Origin of the sequence: Intestinibacillus massiliensis, from assembly GCF_900155735.1 — a bacterium.
Classification (GTDB): domain Bacteria; phylum Bacillota; class Clostridia; order Oscillospirales; family Butyricicoccaceae; genus Intestinibacillus; species Intestinibacillus massiliensis.
Genome location: NZ_LT707059.1, coordinates 628,473 through 644,292 on the forward strand (window position 1 = coordinate 628,473; position 15,820 = coordinate 644,292).

General features: G+C 53.4%; 18 protein-coding genes and 2 other annotated features (1 of these 20 running past the window's edge). Of the genes, 2 read left to right on the top strand and 16 right to left on the bottom strand.

All coding sequences use genetic code 11. The features are described 5' to 3' along the window. Positions 1-24 precede the first annotated feature (24 nt). From CZ203_RS10905 to CZ203_RS10975, 15 genes are all read right to left on the bottom strand, one after another. Positions 25-915: a CPBP family intramembrane glutamic endopeptidase gene (locus CZ203_RS10905; protein WP_087066126.1), complete on the bottom strand. Its 891-nt coding sequence runs from the start codon at positions 913-915 to the stop codon at positions 25-27. Continuing rightward, a complete protein-coding gene (locus CZ203_RS10910) occupies positions 905-1,489 on the bottom strand; it encodes a 5-formyltetrahydrofolate cyclo-ligase (protein WP_143436194.1) in 585 nt (194 codons plus the stop codon). The genes CZ203_RS10905 and CZ203_RS10910 overlap by 11 nt, the downstream gene beginning before the upstream one ends. Then, on the bottom strand, positions 1,467-2,012 hold the full coding sequence (locus CZ203_RS10915; protein ID WP_087066128.1) for a DJ-1 family glyoxalase III: 546 nt from the start codon (positions 2,010-2,012) through the stop codon (positions 1,467-1,469). Before CZ203_RS10915 ends, CZ203_RS10910 begins: the two co-directional genes overlap by 23 nt. Positions 2,013-2,025: 13 nt before the next feature. Further along, positions 2,026-2,865, bottom strand: a complete 840-nt coding sequence (locus CZ203_RS10920) for a GNAT family N-acetyltransferase (protein ID WP_087066129.1) — start codon at positions 2,863-2,865, stop codon at positions 2,026-2,028. Then, a complete protein-coding gene (locus tag CZ203_RS10925) occupies positions 2,862-3,776 on the bottom strand; it encodes a DUF2156 domain-containing protein (RefSeq protein WP_087066130.1) in 915 nt (304 codons plus the stop codon). The genes CZ203_RS10920 and CZ203_RS10925 overlap by 4 nt, the downstream gene beginning before the upstream one ends. A 58-nt stretch (positions 3,777-3,834) precedes the next feature. Beyond that, the gene (gene thyX / locus CZ203_RS10930) at positions 3,835-4,611 is read right to left on the bottom strand and encodes an FAD-dependent thymidylate synthase (protein WP_087066131.1); all 777 of its coding nucleotides are present in this window, start codon (positions 4,609-4,611) and stop codon (positions 3,835-3,837) included. Between the two features lies 1 nt (position 4,612). Beyond that, positions 4,613-5,350, bottom strand: a complete 738-nt coding sequence (locus tag CZ203_RS10935; protein WP_235847508.1) for a WecB/TagA/CpsF family glycosyltransferase — start codon at positions 5,348-5,350, stop codon at positions 4,613-4,615. Between the two features lie 82 nt (positions 5,351-5,432). Then, complete coding sequence (locus CZ203_RS10940; protein ID WP_159456487.1) at positions 5,433-5,720, bottom strand: phage holin family protein; 288 nt, start codon at positions 5,718-5,720, stop codon at positions 5,433-5,435. A 120-nt stretch (positions 5,721-5,840) separates the two neighbouring features. Then, a complete protein-coding gene (gene leuB / locus CZ203_RS10945; protein WP_087066134.1) occupies positions 5,841-6,923 on the bottom strand; it encodes a 3-isopropylmalate dehydrogenase in 1,083 nt (360 codons plus the stop codon). A 3-nt stretch (positions 6,924-6,926) separates the two neighbouring features. Next, positions 6,927-7,418 (bottom strand): 3-isopropylmalate dehydratase small subunit, encoded by a 492-nt coding sequence (leuD, locus tag CZ203_RS10950; RefSeq protein ID WP_087066135.1) that lies wholly within the window; start codon positions 7,416-7,418, stop codon positions 6,927-6,929. Between the two features lie 15 nt (positions 7,419-7,433). Beyond that, a complete protein-coding gene (gene leuC, locus CZ203_RS10955; RefSeq protein WP_087066136.1) occupies positions 7,434-8,693 on the bottom strand; it encodes a 3-isopropylmalate dehydratase large subunit in 1,260 nt (419 codons plus the stop codon). 21 nt (positions 8,694-8,714) lie between these two features. Beyond that, positions 8,715-10,223 carry a 2-isopropylmalate synthase gene (locus tag CZ203_RS10960; RefSeq protein WP_200809473.1) on the bottom strand — a complete coding sequence of 503 codons (1,509 nt, stop codon included), beginning with the start codon at positions 10,221-10,223 and terminating at the stop codon, positions 8,715-8,717. 69 nt (positions 10,224-10,292) lie between these two features. Next, positions 10,293-10,531: a binding site (T-box leader), on the bottom strand. 64 nt (positions 10,532-10,595) lie between these two features. Further along, positions 10,596-11,477 carry an Hsp33 family molecular chaperone HslO gene (gene hslO, locus CZ203_RS10965; RefSeq protein ID WP_087066137.1) on the bottom strand — a complete coding sequence of 294 codons (882 nt, stop codon included), beginning with the start codon at positions 11,475-11,477 and terminating at the stop codon, positions 10,596-10,598. Positions 11,478-11,486: 9 nt separating this feature from the next. Continuing rightward, positions 11,487-12,224: a class I SAM-dependent DNA methyltransferase gene (locus CZ203_RS10970; RefSeq protein WP_087066138.1), complete on the bottom strand. Its 738-nt coding sequence runs from the start codon at positions 12,222-12,224 to the stop codon at positions 11,487-11,489. Beyond that, a complete protein-coding gene (locus CZ203_RS10975) occupies positions 12,217-12,510 on the bottom strand; it encodes a YerC/YecD family TrpR-related protein (RefSeq protein WP_087066139.1) in 294 nt (97 codons plus the stop codon). Before CZ203_RS10975 ends, CZ203_RS10970 begins: the two co-directional genes overlap by 8 nt. Positions 12,511-12,688: 178 nt before the next feature. On the opposite strand from CZ203_RS10975, the gene CZ203_RS10980 reads away from it, so the two are divergent. Both CZ203_RS10980 and CZ203_RS10985 read left to right on the top strand, forming a co-directional pair. Then, positions 12,689-13,888, top strand: coding sequence for a dicarboxylate/amino acid:cation symporter (locus tag CZ203_RS10980; RefSeq protein WP_087066140.1), 1,200 nt, complete (start codon positions 12,689-12,691; stop codon positions 13,886-13,888). A 22-nt stretch (positions 13,889-13,910) separates the two neighbouring features. Next, positions 13,911-14,174, top strand: coding sequence for a GNAT family N-acetyltransferase (locus CZ203_RS10985; RefSeq protein WP_087066141.1), 264 nt, complete (start codon positions 13,911-13,913; stop codon positions 14,172-14,174). A gap of 88 nt (positions 14,175-14,262) precedes the next feature. Here the strand turns inward: CZ203_RS10985 and CZ203_RS10990 are convergent, their stop codons facing one another. After that, complete coding sequence (locus CZ203_RS10990) at positions 14,263-15,552, bottom strand: AI-2E family transporter (protein WP_087066142.1); 1,290 nt, start codon at positions 15,550-15,552, stop codon at positions 14,263-14,265. A gap of 197 nt (positions 15,553-15,749) precedes the next feature. Beyond that, positions 15,750-15,820 (top strand) — a binding site (T-box leader) (it continues 203 nt past the right edge of the window).

A 15,820-nucleotide genomic window follows, 5' to 3' on the forward strand; every position in this document is an offset into this window, starting at 1 on the left:
CACCTCATGAATGGCAGGCCCGCATTATATGAGCCCTAGAATCGCTTTCGCAATAAATGCAAATAAAAATACTGTAAAGCCCGGGTTGATCACAATCGACAACAGGCTGGCTCCCCGGTTCTCTGTACGTCTAAATTTAGGGACTTTATCATGCACCAGCAAGCTTTCCAGGCAGCAAAAGGAAAGATAGCCGAAAAAGAGCAGCATGACAACAGAGACCCCAGGGATATACTTCCATATCCCAAACGCGCTGTACGTGGTACTGAGCCAAGAAACGCCCAGATAAAAGGCATTATTGATTAAATGTGCCAAAACGGCGAGCCATACACAGTCAAACGCATAGGTTAAATATGCATACAGGCAGCCGGCCAGTAATGGCCCAAGAAAATTCGATAGTGAGCCATGCAGCATGGCGAAGCACAATCCAGAAAAGGCAATGCACATCCCTGTGCCCGCCATTTTTTCATGGGCAGAAAAAAGAGCGCCGCGTAAAAAAAACTCTTCAAAAACCGGCGGGATCACAATAAAAACAAGCAGCAGCAAAAAAGCCGGCACGCCGCTGACGGATTGGAAAACAAAGCTTGACAGCGTCGCCGGGTGGTTTGCATTCACTTGCAAAAAAAGATAATTAATCAGCAAAACGCCAATCGATACCGCAACGGCCGAAAAAACTGTAAAGCCGAGGACGGCCGAAGTACTGACTTTTGGGAAAGTACGGAACCGGACAGGGTCATCCCGCCCCGCCCCCAGTTTAATGACCAGCGTGGGGATTACAAACGCTGCCACTTCGGCCACCAGCATCCCCAGCAGCAAATGGATGGGTTCCAGTGCATGGATAATGCGGCCGGAGCCGGATAAAATGCAAAAGCACAAGAACAGCGCCAGACCGGAAAAAAATGCCGTCCTATTTTTCATATGTAACGACAACCTCCGTATCTGTTACAATTTTATGGCAACGGCAGTCGTGCCCTTCCGCGGGGATTAGGGGCATGAGCCGTGAAGAAGCGCAAAGCGCCACGATGGTTGCAGACGTCTTTTCCAGGAAACGGTCATAGTAACCGCCGCCATAGCCCAACCGGTAACCGCGGCGGTCTGCACACAGGCAAGGCGCCAATACCAGATCAATTTGATCCGGGGAGACGACCCTGCTGTCAGGCTTTGGCTCGCGGATGCCGTATTTGCCCGGCACAAGGCCGGATAGCGACTTAATCTCATGCGCGGACATAACGCCGTGCCCGATGCATCTGGGAACACATACGGTTTTGCCGGATAACAGGCAGTATTCTGCAATTTTATCCGTATCAATTTCATCTTTTGTCGAGCAGTAAAGGAATATCACTTTACTGTTTGCAAGCCCCTTGTCAGATAGGAGATTGCGATATATCCCTTCAGAAATCCGCTCACGTTCCAGATTGGATAGCGCTGCGCGCTCCTGCAACATACGCTGCCGGAGCGCGCGCTTGGCATTATCCAACATATACAATATCACGGCGGACCTGCTCCGCCACAGCTTCACCCTTCAGCACCGCGCAAAGGGCAAGCGCAAAGTCGAACGCTGCGCCTGCCGCGCGCCCGGTGATGATTTTGCCTGCAATGCAGTACGGCTTGGGCTGTGCGTTTGCGCCGGCCATACCGTCTTCCATTCCCGGGTAGCAGGTCGCTTCTTTCCCCTGCAGCAGCCCCATGCCGCCTAAAACGACGGAGGGCGCGGCACAGATGGCCGCGACATACTTATCATGGTCGATACAGTACTGGATTGCATCGCGGACAAATGCAGAGGCATATAGGTTTTTGGTGCCTGGCATGCCGCCGGGCAAAATCACCATATCCGCGGTGGCCAAATCCACTTCTTCCGGCGTGCAGTCCGCCTGCATCGGCACGCCGTGCGCGCCGGTAACCATTCTGCCGGTGACACCGACCGTTTTTAAATCGGCTCCCGCGCGGCGGAGCACATCGACCGGCGCCATAGCCTCTACTTCTTCAAATCCATCGGCCAGCATTAGGTAAATCATGTGTAATTCCTCCTTAGTTGAACATAAGGTTGATATATCCCTGCGTTACAGGGCGGTTATCATAAAATTTCGCACAGCCAAGGGCGGTTTGCATCCCTACCTTGGTAATGCGCATGTTGGGCTTGTCCAGTTCCCGGCAGAGTATGCCGCACAAGTTTATTTCACTTTCTGCGTCATCCGCAAGCAGTTCCTGTGCCCAAGCCCCAGTTTCCGTCTCCCAGACAAACGCATAGGCCTTCATTTCGTGGCCGATATGCAGTGCGTAAGCGCCGAGCCCTAACGCCTGGAACATTTCGATCTGCCGCTGCCACTGCATCGGAGTGCGTAAAACCGCACAGCCTGCGTTGCCGGTTGCCCTGCGGTAAAGTTCATCCAGCACGGGGATATCATCACAGGTAAGCGGCCGTGACTTGACCGCCGGAGGCATAGCAATACCACAAGCCGCAACGTCCTGATCCTTCACATAAAAAGTACGTTCGTATCCATACTTTTGGTAAAACCCAAATAGCCACTCCTCTTGCGGGATCAAGATAGACGCTGCGCGCCCGGCTTCCTGATCCAGCATGAAAGAGCGCTCTAAAAGCTGCGCCATGTAGCCGCGTTTCCGCGCTTCCGGCGCGGTACATGCGCCATATATATAAGTCGCTTGTTCTGTCCCAGCAACCGTATGAAGCTGATAAGGCAGCATTTGCAGCATTGCACAGAGCGTATGATCCTGTTCAAGCAGCAAAGCCTGTCCCGGCTGGAACACATACTCAAAAAAATACGGGTTAAAGCCGCTGCTGTCAGGAAAGCAACGTTCCCAAAGCCGCCTGATTTCAGGATAGTCCTGCGCGTGTGCAAAACGGATCATAAGGTTTTCGCCCCTTTGGGGATTGCAGTATATTTTTGCCCATAGAAAACTGGATAATATGACCTTTTTGCCTTGCGCAAGCCTTCCAGCCCCAAATCCTCTTCGCGGTTCACATATTGTACGCCTGTGCAATTTGCCAAAACGAATTGCTGGTTAATCATCTGGTACGCACCGGCAATCTCATGGTCTGCCTTTTCAATCTGTACGACGAATAGGTCTTCGCGCGCGCGGCAACCCAGTGTAAATGCAATCGTTTCCCCATCCAGAAGAAGCATGCCGCCGCGCAGGTCAAGCGCAGAAAAGCTGTCAAGCGCCAGCTTTATGGCGCAAGTCTCACCCATAAAGGACTGGTTCCGCATGCAGCCGTTTTGCTCGCACCATTTGAGGTGGAACGCATAGGCCTGCTCGGTATTGTCTGGGGTGATCGGGATATATTCCCACCGGCCTTCATAAGCGGCCTGAAAGCGGTTCACGAGGTTCCGCTTGGATTGCAGCTTCTTGCCAGACAGGGTTTGCAGCTTTTCACTCAGATAGATGTAATCCGCCGCGTCTTCGCTTGTGACAAAATCGAACGTATCTGCAAAAACGTTTTGATAGGATGGCAGCATTTCTTCTGAAATAGACGTCATCAGGAAATCCACACCGCGTTCGGCGGCATCCTGCTGGAGTTGCGCGACTTCTGCAGCAAAGTCCCCCTCACCGACCGGCGCAAGGTACATCGGGATACCATCCGGGAACGAAGTGCACCGCACCAATAAAAAGCCGTTATGGAAGCAGATTTCCGTGTTGTAATGATCCTTCCAAATGTAAAGGTCAACAAAGCAGTGTTCGCATAAATGCGTGGGGATCATCGTCGCGTGGCGCTCTACCTCCGCTTTGTCTTCCAGTGTGATTTTGCGAAATGGTAACATAAATTTTCCCTGGATTCTTTCTATAATTTTGCTTTAGTTTGTGCCGGACAAACAGCTGCTATCCATGTAAAGCACTACGCAGCGTCTCATAGTGTGCCCGCACTTCTAATGCGTGCCCACAGCTCATCTTCCCCTCCGTGCAGTCGCCGTCGACGCACGGGGGGCCGCTTTTGGAGAAAAGCACCGGGGCGACGGTATAGACCAGCTTGTACATTTCCTCTGCAAGGGCGCGGATCTCCCACTGCGCGCGCGCGCAGCACCGGAGCCGGAAAAAATTCTGCAAAGAACGCGCGTTGGCCGTCATCACGATCCGAGTGGCGCAGGCGTTCGGCAGGACGTATCGTGCGTCCTCGATTGCCTTTTTTTCCGCCTGGCTGCGCGCCTGCTTTTCCGCAAGGCCTTCGTCGCACAAAACCTTAAAGTGCTTGTCAAACAGCTTTGCCGTCAGCGCTTCGTATGTCTGCTGGTCGTCGTCCATTGCCTTTTCAAACAGCGCTCGTGCTTCGGGGATATCGGCGATCTCAGGCGGCACGACATATTCAAAGCCGCGCTCCTTCACGTACCGCTGTGACTGTACGGAAAAGGAGGCCATCCGGTGGCGGGTGATCTGCGCCAGCAGCGAACGGGACACGCCTTCGATTGCAAACGAAAAGCTGGCATGCTCAATGGGGCTTTCGTGGCCAATATCCGTAAGCATATGTAAAAAGCTTTCGGTTTTTTCCTCCGTCAGCCCGTCTAAGATGCCATCGATATCTGTGGAGGAGTAGCAGTTTTTTGCCGCTGCCGCAATCAGCTTTTCCGGTTGGGGCGTATACGCCAACAAATGCACTTTCATTTTACTTCGCCCCTTTCCCAAACAACTTTGTTTTCAGCACGACAAGCATAAATTTCGGCAGGCTCATCATACGGCCGATGCGCTTCGGCTCTTTGAGCAGCCGGTAAAACCATTCCAAGCCAAGCTTGATGAAGATATCCGGGGCGCGCTGTACCGTCCCCGCAAAAACGTCAAGCGAGCCGCCGAGGCCGCACAAAATCGTGGCATTAACCTGCCCCTGGTACGCCGCCATAAAACGCTCCTGTTTGGGCGCGCCAAGGCAAATGAGCGCGACGTCCGCACCTCCGGCCTGGTTGATGGCGTCAATGGCTTCCTGGTCGTCTTTATAATACCCGTCACGGCAACCCTTGACAACTAGGCCGGGATACTTTTTTTGCAATTCTTTTGCAGCGAGTTCCGCGATCCCAGGCTTTGCGCCGAGGAAAAAAATGCTTTTACCTTCCCGCGCCATTTGCGCTACCAGGTGTTCGGCAAAATCAATCCCGGCAACCTTGCCTTTGATCGGCTGTTTTAAAAGCCGTGCGGCATAAACGACGCCAATACCGTCCGGCAGGACAAGGCACGCGCGGTTGAGCAAAGCCGTCAGCGCGGGCTCTTTCCGGCATAAATAGACGATTTCGGAATTCGGGGTGACGACATAACCCTTTTCCCCTGCGCGGATGCGCTCCATCGCGGCATCCACGGCGTCATCTAAAGTGATTGCGTTAAATCTTACGCCTAAAATATTAGCTGTTTCCACAATGTTTTCTCCAATTATCGGCATATTCTAAATCTCTTTTATTCTATACCATATCGTGAAAAACCTCAAGCAAAAAAGAAAACTATTTGTTCCCGGCGGATTGCTTGATCAGCTGGTTGATATAGACCGCCATCCCTGCGCATAAAATCCCCTGCACCAGCGCATCCAAAAAGGCCGCCGCCGGGTTCGCATACGCGCTGTAATGCGCAGCGACAGACAGCCCGCCCAGCCCGGCGCCGCAAGCCGTCAGCAAAAGCGGGATCATGTTGTTTGGAAAGAGCGCAGAACGCCTGAGCGCTATCCCAAGGCAATAAAGCGCCGCCACGAGTACCGTAAAATCAGGCTTAATGAAACGTGAAAAATCCTCCATTCGTATTACCTCCATGCAAAATCCTATTGCAGGGGGCTGAGAAAGATACAACAATAAATTACCCCTTTGCCAAAATTGAAAGGCAAGGCTGCATTACCAGCCTTGCCTTTCAATATAGGGTTATGCCTGGAGCTGCCCGCGGATCAAAGCGCCCATTTCCGAAGTGGAAAGTGCCTTTTCCCCGTTTGCTGCAATATCGGCCGTGCGGTGGCCGGCGTCCAGGACGGCGGTAACCGCCGCTTCGATCGCCGCGGCCTCTTCCATCAGGCCGAACGAATAGCGGAGCATCATGGCGCAGGACAGGATCGTCGCTATTGGGTTTGCAATCCCCTTGCCCGCAATATCCGGTGCGGAGCCGTGGATCGGCTCATACATCCCCTTGCCGGTCTCGTTCATAGAGGCCGACGGCAGCATGCCGATCGAGCCGGTGATCATCGAGGCTTCGTCCGACAGGATATCGCCGAACAGGTTGCCGGTTACAATAACGTCGAACTGACTGGGGTTCCGTACGAGCTGCATCGCGCAGTTGTCGACATACATATCGGTATACGCGACCTCAGGGTATTCCTCCCTGATGCGGTGCATGGTTTCACGCCACACGCGGCTGGTTTCCAGGACGTTTGCCTTATCGACGGAGCAAACCTTCTTATTGCGCTTCATCGCCATTTCAAAGGCGCGGCGTCCGATGCGCTCGACCTCATAGGCCGAATAGTTCATGTCGTCTGCGCCGACCTCGCCCCAGCCCTTTTCGCTTTCCCTGCGGTAATGCTTACCAAAGTATACGTCGCCCGTCAGTTCGCGGCATACCAGGATGTCGAAGCCGTCGCCGATAATTTCCGGCTTGATCGGGCACGCGTCGGCAAGCGCCTTGTGCATCTGCGCCGGGCGGAGGTTCACAAACAGCCCCAGCGCGCTCCTCAGGCCAAGCAGCGCTTTTTCCGGCCGCTTTTCCGAGGGCACGTCGTCCCACTTGGGGCCACCGACCGCGCCCAGAAGCACAGAATCCGCCGCCTTACAGATATCAATGGCTTCTTGCGTCAGCGGGATCCCATTGACGTCAATCGAGCACCCGCCTGCGAGGACTTCCTCAAACCGGAACGTATGCCCAAATTTTTCTCCGACCAGCGTAAGCGTTTCCATTGCCTCCGAGACAATTTCAGGGCCGATCCCATCGCCCTTAACTACTGCAATCCGATACTGCATCGCTCATTCGCCTCTTTCCTTGAGCGACTTCAGAAGGCCGCCCGCCCGGATGATATTCTGGATAAAAGGCGGGAACGCCGCCGCCTGATAGGTCTCCCCTTTGGTGACGTTGGTGATGATGCCGGTATCAAAATCGACTTCCACCTCGTCGCCCGCGTCGATGCCGTTTGCCGCCGCTTCACACTCCAGGATCGGCAGGCCGATATTGATCGCATTGCGGTAAAAAATACGCGCAAAGGAGGACGCGATAACGCAGGAGACGCCGTTTTCCTTTAAAACCAGCGGCGCATGCTCCCGGGAGGAGCCGCACCCAAAGTTCCGGGTCGCCACGATCACGTCGCCAGGCTGCACCTTTTTGACGAACTCCGTGTCGATATCCTCCATCGCATGGGTCGACAGTTCCTTCGTATCCGCGATGTTCAGATAACGCGCCGGAATGATGACGTCCGTGTCCACGTTATCGCCGTATTTAAATACTCTGCCTTTTGCATTCATTGGACGGTCCCTCCCTTAAAGGTCTTCAGGCGAGCAGATATAGCCCGCAACGGCCGAGGCCGCTGCAACAGCGGGGCTGGCCAGATAAATTTCCGAGGTAATATGGCCCATACGGCCGACAAAATTGCGGTTGGTGGTTGCAACGGTTTTTTCCCCATGCGCAAGGATGCCCATGTGGCCGCCCAGGCACGGGCCGCAGGTCGGCGTGGACAGGACGGCCCCCGCCTCGACAAAGATCTTTGCAAGGCCTTCTTCGATGCACTGGAGATAGACGGCCTGCGTCGCCGGGATCACGATGGTACGGACGTCCGTGGCGACATGGCGCCCCTTCAGGATGGCCGCCGCGACGCGCATATCTTCAATGCGCCCGTTTGTGCAAGACCCGATGACAGACTGGTTGATCACAATACGCCCGAGCTCGTCGACCGTCTTGGTGTTTTCGGGCAGGTGCGGGCATGCGACCGTGGGGCGGAGCGCCGACAGGTCGATCACATAGGTCTCGTCATACGCCGCATCCGCATCGGCTTCAAAAATATGCACCTGACGGTTTACCCGGCCGTCCATATAGGCCGTTGTCTTCTCATCTACCGGGAAAATGCCGTTTTTCGCACCAGCCTCGATCGCCATGTTGCAGATCGTGAAGCGGTCATCCATGGACAGTGCGGCAACGCCATCGCCGACAAACTCCATGGAACGGTACAGCGCGCCGTCCACGCCGATTTTACCGATAATGTGCAGGATTACATCCTTGCCCGATACGTTGGGCTGGAGCTTGCCTTTGAGCTCAAATTTAATTGCAGACGGCACCTTGAACCAGGCTTTGCCCGTCGCCATTCCCGCCGCGAGGTCGGTCGAACCGACACCGGTCGAAAACGCGCCCAGCGCACCGTAGGTGCAGGTATGGCTGTCTGCGCCGATCACCAGTTCGCCTGCCGCTACAAGGCCTTTTTCCGGCAGCAGGGCGTGTTCAATACCCATTTCGCCAACATCAAAGAAATTGACGATCTTGTGCCGCTTAGAGAACTCGCGGCATTCCAGGCACTGTTCTGCGGACTTAATATCCTTATTCGGTGCAAAGTGATCCATGACGAGCGCAATTTTGGTATTGTCAAACACCTTATCAAAGCCCGCCTTTTCCATCTCACGGATGGCGACGGGGCCGGTAATATCGTTTGCGAGCGTCAGGTCGACATTTGCCTCGATGAGCTGCCCGGCGGCCACGCGCTCCATCCCGGCGTGGTGCGCGAGAATTTTTTGGGTCATTGTCATTCCCATTTGTGTCTAATCCCCCTATATTCAGTCGAGAAAGTACTTGTTGATACCGTTTACATACGCCTTGATCGACGCTTCAATGACGTCGGTCGATACGCCGCGGCCTGTGACGATGTCGCTGCCGTCGACCGCAATTTTAACAATAGCTTCGGCCTGTGCGTCCTCGCCGTCGGTCATGGATTTCAGCGAATAATCTTCCAGCACGATTTCCTTGCCTACAATCTTATTGATTGCACGGAACGCCGCGTTGATCGGGCCGTCCGAACCGGCGACGCGTTCGCAGACCTGGTCGCCCTTCTTCAGGCGGATGACGGCGGTGGAGGTGATCGAGTTGCCCGAATTGATAACAAAGTTATCCAGCGTATACCGCTCCTCGCCGGATACCGGCACGACGCCGATCAGCGCTTCGAGGTCGCGATCCTTGATGACCTTTTTCTTGTCCGCCAAGGCCTTGAACTTGGCAAAGACCTTGTCGAGCTTCTCGCGATCCAGGGTATAGCCCAGCTCGCGCAGGCGGTCTTCGAACGCGTGGCGGCCGGAGTGCTTGCCGAGCACGATCGCGTTTTTCGGGATGCCGACGGATTCCGGCGTCATGATCTCGTAAGTCTCCTTGTTTGCCAGCACGCCGTGCTGGTGGATACCAGATTCATGCGCAAATGCATTCGCGCCGATAATCGGCTTCGTCGGGGAAACCGGCACGCCGGTAATGGTCTGGATCATGCGGCTGGCGCGATAAATCTGCGTGGTGTCGATGTTGCAGACGATCCCAAAGATATCCTTGCGGGTTTTCAGCGCCATGACGCATTCTTCCATGGAAGCGTTGCCCGCGCGTTCGCCGATGCCGTTGATCGTGCATTCAATTTGGTCAATGCCTGCCTGGACGCCGGCCAGGGAATTCGCGACCGCCATGCCAAGGTCGTTGTGCATGTGGCAGGACAGCGTCACGTTTTCAATCCCAGAAGTGTGTTCGCGCAGATAGCGAATGCGCGCAGCGTACTCTTCAGGTATCATGTAACCGACCGTGTCCGGGATATTGAGGGTGGTGGCACCCGCCTTGATCGCGGCTTCAAACGCACGGCACAGGAAGTCGAGGTCAGAACGCGTGGAATCCTCCGCGGAAAACTCGATGTCGCTGCAATACTTTTTCGCATATGCGACGTTGTGCGTGATGGACTCCAGCACCTCTTCCGGCTTCATCTTCAGCTTATATTCCATATGTACAGGCGAGGTGGCCAGGAACACGTGGATGCGTGCGGAATTCGCCAAACGGATTGCGTTCCAAGCGGCGTCAATATCCTTTTCCACGCAGCGTGCCAGCGAGCAGATCGTGGAATCCTTTACGGTGTCGGCAATCGCCGCAATCGCAGCCGCATCGCCCGGGGAGGCGATTGCAAAGCCGGCTTCGATGATGTCGACCTTTAACGCTTCCAGTTCCTTGGCAACCTCGATTTTTTCATTGAGGTTCATGCTGCAGCCTGGGGACTGCTCACCGTCGCGCAGGGTCGTGTCGAAAATCTTGACTGTTCTTTCCATAATTTTGCCCTCCATCAGTAGGTTATTGGGATTTCAGGGACAAAAAAAGCTTCGTCCCTTAAACAAAATTTAAGAGACGAAGCGTATGCTCCGCGGTACCACTCTTCTTGCCGTAAATCCGGCCACTCAGTGCATATCTAACAATATGCCGCCCCAGTAACGGTGGGCTTCCGGTAGAACCTACCAACCCCAAAGGTTTTCAGTCCACTGCTCCCAGGCGAGTTTCACCGTTTTCCGGCACTGCCTTTCACCATCCGGCAGCTCTCTAAAGTCGTCCTGCGGTTACTTTACCCGTTCATCACATTTCCTATAGTGAAAATCTATGGTATTAGATTACACTCATTTGATGCCGCTGTCAAGTCCCTTTTTTATTTATTGGCTCGCCTGTTCCAGCAGCGCCGCAAGTTCCTGGTTCGTAAACGTGTAGGCCTTATCGCAAAACTGGCAGGTTACTTCCATCTGCCCTTCCTCTTCCGACAATTGCGTAAGTTCCTCGCGGCCCAGGCTGACGAGCGCGCCCAGCACCTTCCCGCGGTTGCAGGCGCAGCGGTACTCCACCGGCGCGGACTCCAATATCTCTATTTCAAAGCCGTCCAGCACGCGGCGCGCGATATCGGCAAGGGTCAGCCCCGCCTCCAGCATGGCGGTAATCGCACCGGCCTGTGCAATATTTTTTTCCAGCCGGCTGATCTGCTCCTCGGTGACGCCCGGCATGAGCTGCACCAGGTAGCCGCCCGCCTGCCGGACGCTCTGGTCGGTATCGACAAGCACGCCCAGCGCACAGGCAGATGGTACTTGCTCGCTTTCTACAAAATAACGCGTCAGATCCTCGGCGATTTCGCCGTTGACGAGCGCAACCGTGCCGGAAACCGGCTCTTTCATACCCACGTCCTTTATGACCATCAGGTATCCGCGGCCAACGGCGCCGCCGACGTCCAGTTTCCCGTCAGGGCGGAGCGGCAGGTCTGCGGCCGGGTTCTGCAAATACCCGCGGACATTGCCCTCGTGATCCGAAACCGCAACGATCGCGCCCAGCATACCATTGCCTTTGACCTGCACGGTCACCGAGCCGGCTTCCGCCTTAAGCTGGTTCCCCATCATGGATGCCGCGGTTAAGGTGCGGCCAAGCGCGGCGGTGGCCACAGGCAAGGTTTTGTGGATTTGGCGCGCGCGCTCAACAATTCCGGTGCTCAGGATGGCTGTCATCTGGATCCCTGCATCTTTTGTGATTACGCGGATTAAACTATCTTTCATGCGTGTGTGTTACCTCTTTCTCGCTGTAAAAAATAGCCGGTCTTCCTTCCCGGTGACAGGGCCGAACGATAGCTCCGGATATTGCTTTATATCAGAAAACCCTGCTTTTGTCAAATAGGACAGTATTTCGTCCGGCGTGTAAATGCGTTCTTCATGCGTTTCCTGGTAGCGTGCCCATTTATTATGGCCGCCGTTTTCAAAAATATCAAATTCATACCGGCAAAGCGCGTCCTCCACTAGGCACTGCCATACGCAATATACGTCCCCGTCTTCCCGCACAAAGCTTTGCCCGTTGATCCGTTCAAATTTAAACGGCGTATTGATATCAAAAATAAAGACGCCGCCCGGCTCCAGGAACAGGGCTACCCGTTCAAAAGCTTTTTGCAGCATGTCCGGGTCGGTCACATAATTTACGCTGTCCAGGCAGCAAAGGCAGGCGTCAACCGTCCCATAGAGATCCAGCGCCTCCATGCGTTGATGCAAGAACATCGGGCGCGGGCTGAGGTCGACCGTGTTTGACATCGCCTGCATCAGCATTTCCTCCGAAGCGTCGACGCCGATTATCTCGTATCCCCGCGCCGCCATCAGCACACTAATACTGCCGGTGCCGCAGGCAAGGTCAAGCACCAGGTGCGGCTGAAGCCCTTCCCTCTGGAAAATTTGCTCAAAGAAATCCGCCCAAGCGCTGTAACCGACATCGTCTGTAAATCGGTCATAGTAGGCGGATAATACCCGATAGCTATCCATTTTGTTTCAGCTTCTCCAAAACGTTGCGGTACCCGTCCGTGCCGTAAGTCAGGCACTTGTTCACGCGGCTGATCGTCGCGGTGCTCGCCCCGGTCTCCCGGACGATATCGCTGTAAATCTGCCCCTGGTCGAGCATTTTTGCGACCTGGAAGCGCTGTTCCATTGCACGAAGTTCCGTTATCGTACAGAGGTCTTCAAAAAAATTGTAGCATTCGTCTATCGATTGCAGGGTCAATATTGCTTCGAACAGCTCATCCATATGCTTGTCCCGCAGCTTATCGTTCATGGCAATCCCTCCCGTACTTTTCATTAGCTATATCTTACCATATTAGTACGTGAAAGTAAACCGCAGAGCGGCAAAAGATTTAAAATTCCGTTAAATACCACCACAAGTGCAAGGGTTGTAATCATTCCGTAAATCTGCTAGACTGTAACATAGGAATTGTAGAAAAGGAGTCGTATTCGTGAAACATTTAGGACTATTGACCCGCTTGATTGCCGGTATTATCATCGGTACGGTAATCGGCCTGCTCGGTGGCTGGCTCGGCGTTGCAGACAGCGTCGGATTTACTTCGGTCGTCCGGCTATTTGCAACTTTTAACTCGCTGTTTAGCACTTTTTTAAGCTTCTTGATCCCGCTGATCATCCTGTCGTTTGTAACCGTCGGCCTGGCTGAGCTGGGTAAAAAGGCGAACCGGCTTTTCGGCGTTACGCTTTTACTTGCTTACGGCACCACGGTCTGCTCCGGGTTTTTGACCTTCCTTCTGGGCAAGGCGCTGCTCCCCTCCCTGATCCAGCCGATCTCCGGGGATATTGCAGAAGCCGCTTCCGCACAGCCGTTTTTCTCAATCGATATTCCGCCCGTCTTTGGGGTTATGACGGCGCTTATCTTGGCGTTCGTACTTGGTATCGGTATGGCGAACAGCAAGGGGACTTCCCTGCTTTCCGTCTGCCGTGACCTGCAAGGCGTGATTTCCCTTGTACTGGGTAAAATCGTCATCCCGCTGATCCCCGTTCATATTGCCGGCCTGTTTTGCAATATCGCGGCGGAGGGCAGGCTGTTTGGGACGGTCAAGATGTTTGCTTCGCTTTATATTATTATTATTGCCTTGCAGCTCCTCTATATCGTGTCCCAATTCGGCCTTGCAAGCCTGATTTGCAAGAAAAACCATTTTAAGAGCATCCGTAATATCGTGCCGGCCTATTTTACGGCGCTAGGCACCCAGTCTTCCGCCTCTACGATACCGGTCGCGCTGGAATGTGCTTACAGCAATGAGGTCGATGAGGACGTCGCGGATTTTTGTATCCCGCTCTGCGCTACCATCAATCTCAACGGCGATACGATTACACTGGTTTTGGGTGCGATGGGGATCATGCTGGCCAGCGGCCTGACGCCGACCATCGCGATGTTTGCACCCTTTATTATGATGCTCGGTATCACTATGGTGGCCGCGCCCGGCGTGCCCGGCGGCGGCGTAATGGCGGCGCTTGGGCTGATTTCGTCCATGCTCGGTTTTACGAACCCGATGCAGCAGCTCATTATTGCGCTCCATTTCTCCCAGGATAGCTTTGGTACCGCAACAAACGTGTCCGGCGACCAGGCGATTGCACTGATCGTAAACAAGCTGGATCAAAAACCCGCTGTAACAAAAAAAGCCCGATGACCCGCTGATAGGAGGGAAGAATATGCCATTCCAATATGAAGACCATCGCATTTACATGAAGGATGAAAACGGGAAGCTGATTGCAGAAATCACGTTCCCCTTCGTATCTGACCGAAAGGTGAATATTGACCATACCTTTGTTGACGATTCGCTGCGTGGGCAAGGCGTCGCCGGCCAACTGGTACAGGCGGCTATCGGACAGATCCGGAAGGCCGGCTGGGATATGGCCGCCACCTGTTCCTACGCGCAGGCCTGGCTCGAGCGGCATCCGGAAGCGTGTGGTTAACTTCAATAAAAAGGCGGCATGGGCACAACCCATACCGCCTTTTTATTTTTGGAGTTTCCGGCGCGCGGATCAGCACTTTGCGCCTAAGTTAGCCCCCGCCCGGCTTTTGGTCTTCTTTCTCGTCGACAGCGACCTTTGCCGCCGTGCGCGTGCTTTTTTCGTAGTTCATACCGTGGTCTTTGCTGTCGATATGGTCAAGGTCATAGTATGCGCTTGTCTTTTCCGGCAAAACTTTTTTGCGCAGGGAACGGCAGACCATACCGGACACAAAGCTGTAGAATACAGCAAACAGTGGCACGCCGAGCACCATGCCGACAAAGCCGAACAATCCGCCGAAAAGGAGGATTGCAAACATTACCCAGAAGCTTGAAAGCCCAGTGGAATCGCCCAAAATCTTGGGTCCTAGGATGTTTCCGTCAAACTGCTGCAACGCGAATACAAAAATCAGAAAATACAGCGCCTGCATGGGGTTTATCAGAAGGATGAGGAATGTGCTGGGGATCGCGCCGATAAACGGCCCAAAAAACGGGATGATATTGGTCACGCCGATAATTACGCTGATCAGCATGGAGTAAGGCAGTTTTAGGATCGACATGCCGACAAAACAGATCACGCCAATAATCAAGGAGTCCAGGAGTTTGCCGTTAATAAAGCCGCCAAATACGCGATGCGTAAAGCGGATATTGTCGATAATTAAATTAGCCTGCGGCACTTTCACAACACTGTACAAGAGTTTCTTTGCCTGTGCGGCGAAGAGTTCCTTGCTGTTTAGGACATAGACGGCAATAATAATACCGATCAGCAGGTTCTTAAAAAAATTAAAGGTGCCCACAAGGCTGCTCATCAAGGTGGTAAGCTGCGGGATCATATCGTTTTTGACCCAAACCGTAAGGGTGTTTATGCCCTCCTGGTAGAACTGCATTGCAGTCTGCTCGATTTCCGGGTTATCCGCCAGCAGGTTTTGCAACCAGTTCGTCACGTTACGGATGCTGTCCGGGAGGGTATCCACAAGCCCCATAATGCTGCTGATCAGCTGCGGCAAGACCATGGAAATAAGGGCGCCTACGACCAGAAAGCCCAGAAGCATAGAGATAGCTGTACTTAGACCCTTTGCAATCCTTGCAGCGCGCAGGGGCGTTTTGGCTTTCCGTTTTAAAACCGGGTATAGCCGGTTGTAAAAATAGTTAAAGGTCGGTATTAAAAGATAGGCAATGACGAGGCCATAAATAAACGGCATTAGTATGGCCGCAATTTGCTTTACAAAGCTGCCGATGGCGTCAATTTTAAAAATTGCAAAGAAAAACAGGATGCTGGTTGCAACCACAGCCAATATTGTGAGGCCCCAGCAAAAATATTTTTTATATGGTCCTTCCTTCATGAAGACGGTCCTCCCAAATATGCGCTAATTTGTATTTAGTATATCATAAATTTGCATTCTGCAAAACGGTATTGTGCAATTTCGCCCATAGGATTTATTAATTTTATATGAATATTTATAAAATACCGCGCAAATTAATTTGTGCTTTTTTCTTGACAACGCCATAATGCCGTACTATAATGAACACAATTTAAAAACAAAATCCTAAGAGCAAAAGCAAGTAACAGCAGCGCAGGTCTTGCAGAGAGCGGGCGGTTGGTGAAAGTCC